The organism is Geodermatophilus sp. SYSU D00766 (genome assembly GCF_054049915.1).
This window is the reverse complement of the sequence record NZ_JBJGYI010000009.1, coordinates 119,077-133,599: the sequence shown is the minus strand read 5'-3', so window position 1 is coordinate 133,599 and position 14,523 is coordinate 119,077. Positions and strand designations below refer to the sequence as shown.

The following is a 14,523-nucleotide window of genomic DNA, read 5'->3' as shown; positions in this document are numbered from 1 at the left end:
CGACACCCCCCCCCCCTGCCCGGTGCACGTCCCCGGAAGCCCACCGGTCCCGACCAGCCACTTCCGCGGAAGTGCCCGGGTCGAGGGCTCTACGGGCGGGGCAGCGCCAGCGGCACCGGGCGCTTGGGGGCCCGCCCGTCACCGGAGGAGCGGCCGCGCAGCCGCCGGGCGATCCACGGGGCGACGAAGCCGCGCACCCACGCGGCCTCCTCGGCCAGCGCCGCGCGCAGCGCCCGCGGCGGGGCGGGCGGCAGCGGGACGCGCCAGTCGTCGTCGGTGACCGGGACGCCGAGCGCCGCGGCGGCGGCCAGCGCGGTGCGGCGGTGCCCCTCGGCGGTGAGGTGGATCCGGTCGCTGTCCCACAGCCGCCAGTCCAGCAGCCAGTCGGCGCCCCACTGGTCGAGGACGACGGCGCCGTGGCGCGCCGCGATCGACCACAGCGAGGCGTTGAACACCGCCACCCGGCCGCGGGTGCGGCGGATGATCGGGGTCAGCCGCGGGTCGACGCCGGTGGCCAGCAGCACGTCGGCGCCGTCGGCGCGGAAGCCGGTCACCGCCTCCTCCAGCGCGGCGGCCAGCCGGTCGGGGTCGGCGCCGGGGCGCAGCAGGTCGTTGCCGCCGGCGACCAGGCTGACCAGGTCCGGCCGGGCGGCCCGCGCGACCGGCACCTGCTCGGCGAGCACCTGCGGCAGCAGCCGCCCCCGGATGGCCAGGTTGGCGTACTCCAGGTCGACGCCCGGCTGCGCGGCCGCCACGTGCCCGGCCAGCCGGTCCGCCCAGCCGCGGTACTCGCCGGGACGGTCCGGGTCGGGGTCGCTGAGCCCCTCGGTGAAGGAGTCGCCGAGGGCGACGTAGCGGCGCCAGGTGGTGCGGGTCGGGGCGGGCACGGACCCACTGCAGCACGGGCGCCGGGCGCACGGCGCACCGGGGTCAAGCCGGCGGCGGGTCCTCCTGCAGCCGCTCCTGCAGCTCCGGCGGCAGGAACTCCAGCAGCTCGCCGGGCAGGAACGGCAGGTCGAGCAGCGACAGCTTGGCCCGGCTGCGCGCCGCCGAGCGGGACCCCTCGATGCGGACCAGCTGTCCCGCGCCCGGGCGGTAGGTGACGACGACGGCGTCGCCGGGTGTCAGCCGGGGCCCGAGGACGCCGTCGAGCTCGATCGCCGGGGAGCCGCTGCTGATGGTGAGCGCCAGGGTCTCGCGGGGGCCGAGCAGCACCGTGCGCGAGATGCCCTGCGCGGGCGCCGCCGGGGTGAGCAGGATGCACTCGACCTCGGGGCTGACGACCGGCCCGCCGGCGGCGTAGTTGTAGGCGGTCGAGCCCTGCGCGGTCGCCACGATCACCGCGTCGCAGCGCACGTGGGCGTAGCGCATGCCGCCCACCGCGAGGTCGGCGGTGACCATCCCCTCCCCCGGGACGCGGGCCAGCACGGCGTCGTTGAACGCCGGCCACTCGCGCTCGCCGTGCTGCACCACCAGGCAGCCGCGGGACTCGGTGTGCACCCGGCCCTCGGCCATCGCGGCCAGCGCCTCGCCGAGCTCGGGCCCCTCGACCTCGGCGAGGAACCCGAGGTGGCCGAGGTTGACGCCGAGCACCGGCACCGGCCGGGCGCTCACCAGCCGCATCGCGCCGAGGATGGTGCCGTCCCCGCCGAGGGCGATGATCCCGTCGACGGCGCCGGCCAGCTCCTCCGGGGTCACCGCGGTCACGCCGGTCAGGCCGAGCCGCTCGACGTCGGCCCGGTCGGCGAGCAGCTCGACGTCGGAGCCGGCGGTCCACGCGGTGACCTGCCCGACGGCGGCCGAGGAGTCCCTGCTCGGGTGCAGGACCAGGCCGAGGCGGGCCACTCAGCCGCGCCAGGTCTCGAGCAGCCGCAGCCACACCTCGCTGACCGTGGGGTAGGCCGGGACCGCGTGCCACAGCCGGCCGATCGGCACCTCCCCGACGACGGCGACCGTCGCCGCGTGCAGCAGCTCGGCGACCGCGGGGCCCACGAAGGTCACCCCGAGCAGCACCTCCCGCTCGGGGTCGACGACGGCGACCGCGGTCCCCTCGTAGCCGTCGGCGAACAGCTTGGCGCCGGCCACCGACCCGATCGGGTACTCGACGACGCGGTGCGGCAGGCCGGCGTCCCGCGCCTGGGCGCTGGTCAGGCCGACGGAGGCCACCTGCGGGTCGGTGAAGACCACCGAGGGGGTGGCGGCGCGGTCGGCGGTGGCGGTGTGCGGCGACCAGTCCCCGGTGCCCACCTGCTCGCCGCGGGCGCGGGCGACGATGGCGGCGCCGGCCTGGCGGGCCTGGTACTTGCCCATGTGGGTGAGCAGCTGGCGGCCGTTGACGTCGCCGACGCCGTAGAGCCACGGCACCCCGCGCACCTGCAGCGTGTCGTCGACGTCGAGGTACTCGCCGGGCTCGAGGCCGGCGGTCTCCACCCCGATGCCGGTGGTGCGGGCGCGGCGGCCGGTGGCCAGCAGCACCTCCTCGCCGCGCACCTCCTCCCCGCCGGCGGTGGTGAGCACCACCTCGTCGCCGTCGCGGCGGGCGGCGGTCACGTCGGCGTCGAGGCGGACGTCGACGCCGCGGGCGCGCAGCGAGGCCAGCACCGCGTCGCTCGCCTGCGGCTCGGCGTCGGGCAGCAGCCGCGGCATGCGCTGCAGCAGCGTCACCCGCGAGCCCAGGGCGTGCCACGCGAAGGACAGCTCGCAGCCGACGTAGCCGCCGCCGAGGACCAGCAGGCCCCGCGGCGGCGTCGTCGCCCCGGTGCCCTCCCGGGGGGTCCACGGCCGGACGCCGGACAGGCCCGCCACCGGCGGCACCATCGCCTCGGACCCGGTGCAGACGACGACGGCGTGCCGCGCGGTCAGCCGGGTCTCGCCCCCGTCGGGGCCGGTGACGACGACGGTGCGCTCGCCGTCGAGCCGGGCGGTGCCGCGGAGCAGGTCGATGCCGGCGCCCTCCACCCAGGCCACCTGGTCGGCGTCGTCCCAGTGGTGGGTGAAGGTGTCCCGGCGCTCGAGCGTGGCGGCGACGTCCTGCTCCCCGGTGACCGCGGCGGCCGCGCCGGAGACCGCCCGCGCCTCGTCGAGCGCCTCCGTGCCGCGGATCAACGCCTTGCTGGGCATGCACGCGTAGTAGGAGCACTCGCCGCCGACGAGGTGCTCCTCGACCAGCACCGCGGACAGCCCACCGCGGACGACGGTGTCGGCGACGTTCTCACCGGTCGAGCCGGCGCCCAGCACGACGACGTCGTAGGTCCCGTCCGCGCTGCTCACCGGGTCATCCTGGCGGGTGTGGTCGACTGGCCGCCATGCCTCCCGGTGCAGGGCCCGTGTCGCCGTCCGACTTCGCCACGGCCCTGCGGCAGTACCCGGCGGGGGTGGCGCTGCTGACCGTGCGGGACGACATCGACGACGTCGGCACGACGGTGACCTCGGTGACGAGCGTGTCGGCCGACCCGCCGCTGGTCGCCGTCGGGCTGGCCGCCCACGGCTACCCCGCCGAGGTGCTCGAGGCGGTCGGCACCTGCGCGCTGACCGTGCTCGCCGCCGGTCAGGCGATCCTCGCCAGCCGGTTCTCCTCGGCCGGGCGGCCCTCGGCGCGGCACCTGCTGGAGTCGGTGCCGTGGTCGCGGGCGCCCGGCAGCGGCGCGGTCGTGCTCGACGGCGGCGTCGTCGCGCTGGACTGCCGGCTCGACCGCCTGGTGCCGGCCGGTGACCACGTGCTGGCGCTGCTCGCCGTCGAGGCGGTGCCCGTGCTGCACGACGGCGCCGCCCCCCTGCTCCGGCTGCGCGGCCGCTACGTCGACGCCCCCGGGGGCCACTAGCGCGACAGAGGCACGGCTCCCCGCGCAGGTCGGCGAGGGATAGCGTGCGGGGCGATGAGCGAGCCGCAGACCCCCGTGCCGTCCGCGCTGCGGCGCGCGCTCGCGCGCGCCGAGCGGGGCGTGACCCTCGACGCCGGTGAGGCGGAGACCCTGCTCTCGGCCCGCGGGCTGGCCGAGGGCGAGCCGCTGGACCGGCTGCTCACCGCCGCCTCCCGGGTGCGCGACGCCGGCCTGGCCTCGGCCGGCCGCCCCGGGGTGGTCACCTACAGCCGCAAGGTCTTCATCCCGCTCACCCACCTGTGCCGCGACCGCTGCCACTACTGCACGTTCGTGACGACGCCCGGGCAGCTGCGCCGCGAGGGGAAGGCGCCCTACCTCTCCCCCGACGAGGTGCTCCGGATCGCCCGGGACGGCGCGGCGCTGGGCTGCAAGGAGGCGCTGTTCACCCTGGGCGACCGCCCCGAGGACCGCTGGCCGGTCGCCGCCGAGTGGCTGGAGGCGCACGGGTTCGACTCCACCCTGGCCTACCTGCGGGCGATGGCGATCCGGGTGCTGGAGGAGACCGGGCTGCTGCCGCACCTCAACCCCGGCGTGCTGACCTGGGAGGAGATCCAGCGGCTCAAGCCGGTGTCGGCGTCGATGGGGATGATGCTCGAGACGACGGCGACCCGGCTGTGGTCCGAGCGCGGCGGCCCGCACTTCGGCAGCCCCGACAAGGAACCGGCCGTGCGGCTGCGGGTGCTCGAGGACGCCGGCCGCTCCGCCGTCCCGTTCACCACCGGCGTGCTGCTGGGCATCGGCGAGACGCCGGCCGAGCGGGTCGACGCCGTCCTGCGGATCCGCGCCGCCCACCAGCGGCACGGGCACGTGCAGGAGGTCATCGTCCAGAACTTCCGCGCCAAGCCGCGCACCGCGATGGCCGCCCACGACGACCTCGCGCTGCAGGAGTACGTGGCCGCCGTCGCCGTCACCCGGCTGCTGCTGGGCCCGGGCGCGCGGGTGCAGGCGCCGCCGAACCTGTCCGACTCCACCGAGCTCGGGCTGCTGCTGCGCGCCGGCGTCGACGACTGGGGCGGGGTCTCGCCGCTCACGCCCGACCACGTCAACCCCGAGCGGCCCTGGCCCAACACCGACAAGCTGGCCGCGCTCAGCGCCGAGGGCGGGTTCACCCTGCGCGAGCGGCTGGCCGCTCAGCCGCGGTACGTGCTCGAGCCCGAGCCGTGGCTGGACCCGCGGGTGCGCCCGCACGTGACCGCCCTCGCCGGGCCCGACGGGCTCGCCGTCGAGGGCCGCGTCCCGGCGGGGCTGCCGTGGCAGGAGCCCGACGAGGCGTGGGTGTCCTCCGGCCGCACCGACCTGCACGTCGAGGTGGACACCGTCGGGCGCACCGGCGACCGGCGCAGCGACTTCGACGCCGTCTACGGCGACTGGGCCGACCTGCGGGCGCGCACCGAGCGGGCCCGCGACGGCTCCTCCACCGCGCTGGCCGCCGGCGACCCCGAGGTGGCCGCCGCGCTGCGCGCCGCCGAGCGCGACCCCGCCGGCCTCACCGACGCGCAGTACCTCGCGCTGCTCGGCGCCGACGGCCCCGACCTCGAGGCGCTCGCCGGGCTGGCCGACGCCGTGCGCCGCGACACCGTCGGCGACGACGTCACCTACGTCGTCAACCGGAACGTCAACTTCACCAACGTCTGCTACACCGGCTGCCGGTTCTGCGCGTTCGCCCAGCGGCGCACCGACGCCGACGCCTACACGCTGTCGCTGGCCGAGGTCGGCGACCGGGTCGACCACGCGTGGGCGGCGGGTGCCACCGAGATCTGCATGCAGGGCGGCATCCACCCCGACCTGCCCGGCTCGGCCTACCTCGACCTGATCGGCGAGGTGAAGCGCCGGCAGCCGGACATCCACCTGCACGCGTTCAGCCCCATGGAGATCGTCAACGCCGCCGCCCGCACCGGGCTGTCGTTCGAGGACTTCCTGACCGCGGCCCGTGACGCCGGGTTGGACTCGGTGCCGGGCACGGCGGCGGAGATCCTCGACGACGACGTCCGCTGGGTGCTGACCAAGGGCAAGCTGCCCGCCGCCACCTGGCTGGAGATCATCGGCACCGCGCACCGGGTGGGCCTGCCGACGACGTCGACGATGATGTACGGCCACGTCGACACCCCCGCGCACTGGGTCGCGCACCTGCGCACCATCGCCCGCCAGCAGGACGAGACCGGCGGGTTCACCGAGTTCGTGCTGCTGCCGTTCGTGCACCACAACGCGCCGATCTACCTCGCCGGCGTCGCCCGGCCCGGGCCCACGGTGCGGGAGAACCGGGCGGTGCACGCCGTCGCCCGACTGCTGCTGCACGGGCGGATCCCGAACGTCCAGACGTCGTGGGTCAAGCTCGGCGAGGCCGGCACGAAGGCGGTGCTGCAGGGCGGGGCCAACGACCTCGGCGGCACGCTGATGGAGGAGACGATCAGCCGGATGGCCGGCAGCGAGAACGGCTCGCTGAAGACCATCGCCGAGCTGGAGGCGATCGCCGCCGCGATCGGCCGGCCCGCCCGCCAGCGCACCACCGACTACGGCACGCCGACGGCCGAGCGGCTCGCCACCGCGCGGTCCGACGCCGGCCGCCGCGCGCTGACGTTGTCCATCACCCCGGTCTGAGCCCGGCCGGGCACGGGCATCGCGTGGTGACCCGATCCGCGAGCCGGCCGGATCGCCCGGGGGATCGGAGCAGCGGGTCGCTGTCGTCACGCCGCCCCTGCTCCGACCGGGCTCGGTCGGCCGCGACGAGCCACCGGATCCTCACAGCCGTGAGGCCGTACCGCAGCGCCTGACCGGACGACCGGTGGGATGTGCCGGGTGCAGGCCCGGGCCCGTCGTCCGGAGCCCGACGACACGTTGCTGGCAGCGGCGCCAGGAGACACCTCTGTCGTGCTGCAGCCGTGCACGTCCTCGGCGAGGCGGGATCTCGTCGCGGAGGAGCGCAGATCCGTCTCACCGCGAGCCCTCGGGAGCCGTATCGTTCGGCCGACGTCGCGCCACGCACGAGGAGCCGATGATGTCGGCAGACGTTCTCATCGCCATCGCCGAGCAGTGGACCGCCGCAGACGACGCAGGCGACTTCAGCAGGCACGCCGAGTGGATGTACCCGGACACCGAGATCCACCTGGTGAGCCGAGGTCGGGTGCTGCGCGGGCCGCAGGAGTGGATCGCCTTCATGCGTGTCTTCCGGGCTGGGGTGTCGGACCTGCACACCACGGTCCTCGATCGCTTCGCCACCGAGGATCGGCTCGCGCACAGGTGGACGCTGACCGGCACCCACACGGGCGACTTCTTCGGGATGCCACCGACCGGGCGGCGCATCCGGGTCGAGGGTGCATCGGTGTGGAGCTGCCGTGACGGACGCCCGGAGCGGATCTTCGTCTACAGCACCACCACGGTGGAGGAGGCAGCGGAGGGTGGCTCGACGTCGTGGTGACGGTGCAGCACCCGGCTCCGCTCCCGCGAGTCGGAGCACGGACGGCGCCGTGTCCTCGACAGGGCCGCTCGGGACACCGGCCGCAGCGGGCCGCTCACCGGGTCGGCCGGACGGACGATGCGCGCACGTGTGCACCGCCGGGCCCGAGGACTCCCCCTGAGCGCACACTGCCCGGCAGCGGGGTCGCGATGCGCAGGGCGGGCGCCCACCGCGGCTGCTCGGGCAGGGCCCACCAGCGGCCCAGCCACGCGTCCAGCCCGGGCTCCAGGCGGCTCAGCCCCGCGCCGGGGTAGGGCGTGAGCTCGCCGCCCCAGAGCCGGCCGCCGGAGCGGTAGAGGTCCACGCGCAGCATGTCGAAGCCCTCGGCGACCGCGGCCGCGGCGGCCAGCAGGTCGGGCAGCCACGGCGGGCGGGGGACGTCGGGCCCGGGCGGGTAGCCCCAGGTCCACGGCAGCGGCTCCCAGTCGGCGGTGTAGAGCCGCCCGCGCAGCCCGTCGCGCCGGTCGGTGTGGACGCCGACCAGCCGCGGGACGCCGTCGAACACCAGCACCTTGAGGTCGGCCGGCACCTCCCCCGGCCCGCCGAGGTGCTCCTCGACCAGCAGGCACGGCCGCGCGTGCCGGTAGGCCCACTCCTCGCTCTTGCGCCAGTAGCGCTCCGCCACCCAGCCGGCCGTGCGGGCGGCGAGGTCGGCCGGGTCGGGCCGGCCCTCCCCCACCAGCACGCGGCGGCAGGAGTGGTTGGGCTTGAGCACCCACCGGTCGGGCAGCTCGACGCCGGCGAGGTCGGCCACGTCGGTGCCGGCCCAGTACGTCTGCGGCACGTGCAGCAGCCCGGGCGCGCGCCGGGCGAAGTGCTCCTTCATGGCCAGCTTGTCGCAGGTGGGCGCGAGCAGCGGCCGGCGGTCCCGGGTGATCCGGCGGTCGAGCTTCTCGGTGAAGGTCCGCGGCGCACCCCACGGCGGCAGCCGGCCGTGGTGCCGCCGGTAGGTCCGGGCCCGCCGCCACGACGGGGGCAGCAGCCGGGTCCAGGCCGGCGGGAACTCCTCCACGCCGTCCCTGGTACCGCGGCGCGCCCCCTCCGGAACGGTGCCGTACGGCACCGGTCCGCCGATCAGCGGGGCGTGCGGCGCCGCCGTCCGGACTCCGCCTCGGCCGCGGCCCGCGCGCGGGGCAGCCGGGCGCCGTCGTCCTCGTCGGGCACCTGGGCGCCGGTCTCGTCACGGGTGACGTCGGGTCCGGCCTGCTCCACGGTCAGGGTGGGGGCCGACAGCGCCCGGACGACGAGCACCGCGAGGGCGGCTCCGACGAGCGGCGCGACGATGAACAGCCACACCTGCGACAGCGCATCGCCCCCGGCGAACAGCGCCGGGCCCAGCGAGCGGGCGGGGTTGACCGAGGTGCCGGTGAGCGGGATGCCGACCAGGTGCACCGCGCCGAGCGTCAGGCCGATGGCCAGGCCGGCGAAACCGGGTGCCGCCGCCTTGCCGGTGACCAGCAGGACCACCGCCACGAAGACGAGCGTCAGCAGCACCTCGACGACGAAGGCGCCGCCACCGCTGATGGTCTCGCCCCAGGCGTTGGCGCCGAGGGCGCCGGTCTGGTCGGTGACGCCGCCGAAGTCGCTGGTCAGCAGGGCGAGCACCGCGGCACCCGCGATGCCGCCGGCGAACTGGGCGACCCAGTACCAGACCGCCTCGGTGGCGGTCATGCCCCTGGACAGCAGCACGCCGAGGGTGACTGCCGGGTTGACGTGGCACCCGGAGATCGGCCCGATGGCGTAGGCCAGGGCCAGGAGGACGAGTCCGAACGCGAGGGCCACGCCCAGCGGGCCGACGTCGTCGAAGCCGGTGACGGCCGCGCCGACCGCCACCAGCACGAGCACGGCCGTGCCGAGGAACTCGGCGAGGACTTGACGGAGCAGGGTGGGAGACACCGAGGACCTCCGGAGCGTCCGCAGCCGTTCCCCCGCGCCTCCCCCTGGCGGCCACGGTGCGGGCCGCTTCGAGGGTGACGCAGCGGTTCCCGGAGACGCAAGGGCCGTTGCGGAACAGTTGTGCACCACTCGACGGCGCAGAACGGGGTCGTGCACGGAGTCGCGGATGCGGGTAGGCCGGACCGGTGCGCGCCATCACCTACACCCGCAACGGCGGTCCCGAGGTCCTCGAGCTGACCGACCGCCCTGCTCCCGAGCCAGGCCCCGGTGAGGTCCTCGTGCGCCTCGCGGTCGCCGGGGTCAACCCGACCGACTGGAAGTCCCGCACGAACAGCCCGCCGGGGCCCGACGGCCAGGTGCCCGGTCAGGACGGCGCCGGCACGGTCGAGGCCGTCGGCCGCGGCGTCGACCCGGCGGTGACCGGTCAGCGGGTGTGGGTCTGGGAGGCGGCCTGGCAGCGGCCGTGGGGCACCGCCGCGGAGTACACCGTCGTCCCGCTGCGCCAGGCGGTGCTGCTCGGCGAGGAACCCTCCTTCGAGCTGGGCGCGGCGCTCGGCATCCCGTTCCTGACCGCGCACCGCTGCCTGACCCTCGGCGAGTCGCTGCCCGACCGGATCGGCCCCGGCTCGCTGACCGGGCGCACCGTGCTGGTGCAGGGCGGCGCCGGCGCGGTCGGCAACGCCGCCATCCAGCTCGCCCGCTGGGCCGACGCCACCGTCGTCGCCACGGTGAGCAGCCCGCACAAGGCGCAGCTCGCGGCCGCCGCCGGCGCCTCGCACGTCGTCGACTACCGGCAGCAGGACGTCGTCGCCGAGGTCCGCAAGGTGGCCCCGCGGGGTGTCGACGTCGTCGTCGAGGTGTCGGCGGCCCGCAACGCCGCCGTCGACGCTCAGGTGGTCGGGATGCACGGGGCGGTGGCCATGTACGCCGACGACGGCGGCGCCGAGGTCACCATCCCGGTGCGCGCCCAGATGGCGCCCAACGCCCGGTGGAACTTCGTGCTCGTCTACACCGAGCCGGAGCGCGCCAAGGTGATCGGCGTCGAGGACGTCAACGCCGCGGTCCTCGACGGCGCGGTGCGCGTGGGTGACGCCGCGGGGCTGCCGCTGCACGTGTACCCGCTGGCGCAGACGGCCGAGGCGCACCGCGCGGTGCAGGACGGCGCCGTCGGGAAGGTGCTGGTCGACGTCACCGCGTGACGGGGGAGGGCATCGGCAGCGCCAGGCCCGCGCCGGCGACCAGGTCGAGGTCGGCGGGGTCGCCGGCGCCGCCGTCGGCCCAGGCGGTCTCGACGACGGTGACCAGGCTGCCCCCGGCGGCGCTGGCGTACTCGGCGCCGGAGAGCCCCGCCGGGGCGCCCGGGTAGGTGACGCCCTCGCGCAGCAGGTCGCTGACGTTGCCGCTGCCGTTGGTGTCGGTCAGGGCGCGCAGCGCCCGGGCGGCGGCGCTGTCGCCCATGTCGACCTTGGACACCGACACGACCACCGCGCGGCCGTCGACGTCGGTGGACCACAGCGCCCGCGCCAGCCCCGCGCAGTCGGTGGCCTCGAAGAAGTCGGCGACCTGGCCGTAGGAGTTGCCCACGCAGGTGCCCTCGACCTGCACCTGCTGCAGGAGGAAACCCCGGCCGTCCAGGACGGTGGCCGTCCCCGGCGTCGGCCCGGCGGAGGTGGGGGCGGCTGGGGTGCTGCCGGCCGCGGGCGGCTCCTGGGCGGCGGCGTCGTCGTCCCCGCCGCCGGTGAGGCCGGCGACCAGCCCCAGGAGCACGACGACGGCGAGCAGCGCGGCGACGGCCAGCAGGACCGTCCGGCGGGCGACCGGGCGGCGCCGCGGCCCGACCGGCGGGACGGCCGGCTCGGGCTGACCGGGCGCCGGGGCGGCCGGCGGCAGGACGGGCGGCGCGATCTCGGCGACCGGGGCGGGCGCCCAGGACGCGGAGTCGGCGCCGTCCCCGCCGAACAGGCCGCCCAGCCCGCCGGTGTCGTGGGCCGGGACCGGGGGCAGCGCGGGACCGGGCCCGACGAGGGTCGCGGGGGCCGGGCGCGGCTCGGGCGCACCGGACACGGCGGGCGGCGCCACCGCAGGTGCCGGCGGCGCGGCGACCAGCCCGGCGGCGGCCCGCGCGGCGGCCTCCTCGTCGGCCCGGATGGCGGCGACGGCGACGGCGGCCGCGGCCACCGGGTCGACCAGCGGTCCGGCGGGCGGACCGGCCGGTGCGGGCACGCCGGCGAACGCCGGCGCGGCGGGCAGGACCGGCGGCGGGGCGGGCACGGGCGGGGCGGGCACCGGGACCGCGCCGGGCACCGGAGCCGCGCCGGGCACCGGGACCGCGCCCAGCGCCGGCGAGGCGGCCATCGCCGCGGGCGCCAGCAGCTCGCGGCGGCGCAGGACGTAGGGCGAGTACGGGAAGCCCTCGCCGTTGAGCTCCTCGACCGTGGGGCCGCGGCCGTCGTAGCCCAGCGCGGCCAGCGCGGCGCGGACGTCGGCGGTGGTCCACAGCCGCGGGTTGTCCACGCCGGCGTAGCGGGCCGCGCGGGAGATGCCCAGCAGCAGCGAGCGCGTCTCCAGGATCGCCACCTGGTCGCCGTCGCCGAGGTCGCCGTCGGCGGGGTCCAGGCCGGTGAGGTCACCGACGAGGACGGTCAGCCGGGCGATCCGCCCGGGCTCCAGCCCGGCGCGGCGCAGCCGGACGGCGGTGTCCATGCCGGCCCGCATCAGGCCGTCGAGCGGGGTGGAGCCGCCCCCGGACAGCTGCAGCACCTCACCCGGCCCGGCGCCGGGACCGATCGTCCACGACCCGTCCGGCGACGCGGTGACCACGCCGCTCTGCCGGACGACCTCGGCGACCCGCACGACCGCGAGGCCCTCGGGCACGAAGAGGACGGCGTCGGAGATCCGCCGGCCCATCGGCCCGTCACCGACGGGGATGGAGGCGACGACCGCGCCGCGGATCGCACCGCCGCGGTCCCAGCGGGTCAGCTCGGCGTGGAGCGCACGCTCCCCCGCCGTCTGCAGCGGCACCGGGGTCAGGGGCAGCACGGGTCCTCCGGGAGCGGGTGGGGCGCAGGGGCGCACGGACGGGCACGCGAACGGGCACGGGGTGCGGCGCGGGTCGGACGGCCGCGGGCGACGCTACGTCATGTGACGGGACGGTCCCGCTCTCCTCAGCGGGTCGGCGCGCCGCCGGCGGCCGGTGCGCCGGCGAGGGCGGGCTCGGCCGCGCGGCCGGGCTCCACCGGCCGCAGCCAGGCGGCGTACGCGCGGCTGCCGGCGACGAGGTCGACCGCCGTCCACAGCGCGGTGAACCCGGCCACGACCAGCGCGATCGACCACCACGACCAGTTCCACGGTGGCAGCAGCCCGGCCGCGTCCTGCAGCCAGGCGGCGGCGTAGACCGCGGCCGCGGTGACCGGGGCGGCACTCCAGCCGGGCAACCCGCGGGTGACGGCGAGGTCGACGCACACCGCGCCGACCAGCAGGACCAGCGGCAGCACCGAGGGCGGGAAGCCGATGGCCACCAGGCCCGTCCACATCACGGCGCGGTAGCCGAGGTAGCCGGCCGCGACGGTGGTCGCCGCCCAGCGCAGACCGGTCACCCGGCGGGCCACGACCAGGGACAGCAGGCCGGCGCACACCAGCCACGCCGGGTGCACCCACGACGGGACCGGGAGCATGAACGTCGTGGGCGTCTGCCCCTGGGCGGCGGCGAAGTCCAGGAGCTGCTGCTCGGCCGTCGTCGCCCCCGCCTCGTAGGCCCGCAGCGACAGGACGCCGTACTCCTGGTGCTGGTTGGGGAAGACGACGTTCTCGACGAAGAACAGCCACAGGCCCAGCGACACCAGGTCGCGGACGCGGCCGGGCGCGGCGTACAGCCACCAGCCGCGGACGGCGCCGGCGAGCATGACCGCCGTCCCGACGTAGAGCAGCGCGTGGCTGGGGCTCCAGCTGGTGATGTCCAGCCCGTTGAGGCGGTGGTTGACGATGTCGATCGGGATGGCGACCAGGAAGGTGGCGATCCCCCACTGCATCAGCCGCAGCGCCCGCCGGTCGACGCCGTAGCCGGTGTAGCTGTGGAACAGCACCAGGCCGATCACCACGGCGGTGCCCGCGGAGTTGAGCAGGTGCGGCGGGGCGAGGTCGTCGCGCAACCACCTGAAGTGCCACGAGACGTCCCAGGACGAGCCGAGCATCTTCAGCAGGAAGGCCCCGAGCCAGGCGGCGTAGACCCACCGCAGCTCCGACTCCCCCGTCGGGCGCCCCGGCGCGCCCGGCGTCCCGTAGGCCGCCCACAGCCAGCGGACGAGGGCGACGGGGTGCCGGAGCCCGGCGGCCGGCGAGCCCGGCGCCGGCGGCACCGTCCGGGCGGGCGCTGCGGGGGCGGCGGGTCGGGGCACGGCAGGACTCCAGGGGAGGCGGAAGGGGATGCGGCGAGGCTACCTGCGGGAACGGCCGATCCGATGCCCCCGAGTGGCGCCGGTGTGGCGGCCGGGGTACGCGCGGGCGGCCGGGACGGACGGGACGTGCGGACGCGACGTAGGGTCGGGCGTCGTGGCGGAGAACGGCGGGCACCTGGTCTGGATCGACTGCGAGATGACCGGGCTGGACCTCACCAAGGACAAGCTCATCGAGGTCGCCGTCGTGGTGACCGACTCCGAGCTGCGGGTCCTCGACCCGGGCCTGGACCTGGTGATCCACGCCGACGACGCCGACCTCGGGGACATGGCCGACGTCGTCACCGAGATGCACGCGAAGTCGGGCCTGACCGAGGCGGTGCGCGCCTCCACCCTCACCGTCGCCGAGGCCGAGCAGCAGGTGCTGGCCTACGTGAAGCGGTGGGTGCCCGAGCGGCGCACCGCCCCGCTGTGCGGCAACTCCATCGGCACCGACCGCGGCTTCCTCGCCCGTGACATGCCCGAGCTCGACGACCACCTGCACTACCGGATGGTCGACGTCAGCTCGATCAAGGAGCTGGCCCGCCGCTGGTTCCCGCGCGTCTACTTCGCCCAGCCGCCCAAGGGCCTGGCGCACCGGGCGCTGGCCGACATCGTCGAGTCCGTCCGCGAGCTCGCCTACTACCGCCGGACGCTGTTCGTCGACGCGCCCGGCCCGTCGACGACGCAGGCGCAGCGCGCGGCCGGGGAGGTGAGCGGGTCCTTCGCCGACGTCCTCGCCGCCGCCGACGCCACCCCTCCGGCCGCCGCCGGCACCGCTGAGGACGACGTGAGCGACGCCGCGTCGGGGAGCTGAGCGGGCTCCGGTATCCTCGTCGTCGTCCCCGGTGCCGCGAGCGCC

General features: G+C 76.7%; 12 protein-coding genes. 5 read left to right on the top strand and 7 right to left on the bottom strand.

Annotated elements, in window-relative coordinates:
* Positions 1 to 89: 89 nt before the first annotated feature.
* Genes ACI8AD_RS10195 through ACI8AD_RS10185 form a run of 3 tightly spaced genes read right to left on the bottom strand, consistent with a single transcriptional unit; the run spans position 90 to position 3,270 of the window.
* Positions 90 to 887, bottom strand: a complete 798-nt coding sequence (locus ACI8AD_RS10195; protein WP_456870414.1) for an SGNH/GDSL hydrolase family protein — start codon at positions 885 to 887, stop codon at positions 90 to 92.
* A 43-nt stretch (positions 888 to 930) separates the two neighbouring features.
* Complete coding sequence (locus tag ACI8AD_RS10190; protein ID WP_456870413.1) at positions 931 to 1,845, bottom strand: NAD(+)/NADH kinase; 915 nt, start codon at positions 1,843 to 1,845, stop codon at positions 931 to 933.
* A complete protein-coding gene (locus tag ACI8AD_RS10185; protein ID WP_456870412.1) occupies positions 1,846 to 3,270 on the bottom strand; it encodes a dihydrolipoyl dehydrogenase family protein in 1,425 nt (474 codons plus the stop codon).
* Between the two features lie 56 nt (positions 3,271 to 3,326).
* On the opposite strand from ACI8AD_RS10185, the gene ACI8AD_RS10180 reads away from it, so the two are divergent.
* The 3 genes from ACI8AD_RS10180 to ACI8AD_RS10170 all read left to right on the top strand — a co-directional run bounded on the left by ACI8AD_RS10180 (position 3,327) and on the right by ACI8AD_RS10170 (position 7,296).
* Positions 3,327 to 3,821, top strand: coding sequence for a flavin reductase family protein (locus tag ACI8AD_RS10180; RefSeq protein WP_456870411.1), 495 nt, complete (start codon positions 3,327 to 3,329; stop codon positions 3,819 to 3,821).
* 54 nt (positions 3,822 to 3,875) lie between these two features.
* On the top strand, positions 3,876 to 6,479 hold the full coding sequence (locus ACI8AD_RS10175) for a bifunctional FO biosynthesis protein CofGH (RefSeq protein WP_456870410.1): 2,604 nt from the start codon (positions 3,876 to 3,878) through the stop codon (positions 6,477 to 6,479).
* Between the two features lie 397 nt (positions 6,480 to 6,876).
* On the top strand, positions 6,877 to 7,296 hold the full coding sequence (locus ACI8AD_RS10170) for an ester cyclase (RefSeq protein WP_456870409.1): 420 nt from the start codon (positions 6,877 to 6,879) through the stop codon (positions 7,294 to 7,296).
* Positions 7,297 to 7,390: 94 nt separating this feature from the next.
* Here ACI8AD_RS10170 and ACI8AD_RS10165 read toward each other — a convergent pair whose 3' ends face one another.
* Positions 7,391 to 8,347, bottom strand: coding sequence for an ATP-grasp fold amidoligase family protein (locus ACI8AD_RS10165; protein WP_456870408.1), 957 nt, complete (start codon positions 8,345 to 8,347; stop codon positions 7,391 to 7,393).
* Between the two features lie 62 nt (positions 8,348 to 8,409).
* On the bottom strand, positions 8,410 to 9,231 hold the full coding sequence (locus tag ACI8AD_RS10160; RefSeq protein WP_456870407.1) for an aquaporin: 822 nt from the start codon (positions 9,229 to 9,231) through the stop codon (positions 8,410 to 8,412).
* Positions 9,232 to 9,416: 185 nt separating this feature from the next.
* Here ACI8AD_RS10160 and ACI8AD_RS10155 point away from each other — a divergent pair, with 185 nt between their 5' ends.
* A complete protein-coding gene (locus ACI8AD_RS10155; protein WP_456870406.1) occupies positions 9,417 to 10,430 on the top strand; it encodes an NADPH:quinone reductase in 1,014 nt (337 codons plus the stop codon).
* Here ACI8AD_RS10155 and ACI8AD_RS10150 read toward each other — a convergent pair.
* Positions 10,420 to 12,270: a hypothetical protein gene (locus tag ACI8AD_RS10150; protein ID WP_456870405.1), complete on the bottom strand. Its 1,851-nt coding sequence runs from the start codon at positions 12,268 to 12,270 to the stop codon at positions 10,420 to 10,422. The genes ACI8AD_RS10155 and ACI8AD_RS10150 overlap by 11 nt on opposite strands.
* A 125-nt stretch (positions 12,271 to 12,395) precedes the next feature.
* Positions 12,396 to 13,625, bottom strand: coding sequence for a hypothetical protein (locus ACI8AD_RS10145; protein WP_456870404.1), 1,230 nt, complete (start codon positions 13,623 to 13,625; stop codon positions 12,396 to 12,398).
* 154 nt (positions 13,626 to 13,779) lie between these two features.
* Here ACI8AD_RS10145 and orn point away from each other — a divergent pair, with 154 nt between their 5' ends.
* On the top strand, positions 13,780 to 14,478 hold the full coding sequence (orn, locus tag ACI8AD_RS10140) for an oligoribonuclease (RefSeq protein ID WP_456870403.1): 699 nt from the start codon (positions 13,780 to 13,782) through the stop codon (positions 14,476 to 14,478).
* Positions 14,479 to 14,523 lie beyond the last annotated feature (45 nt).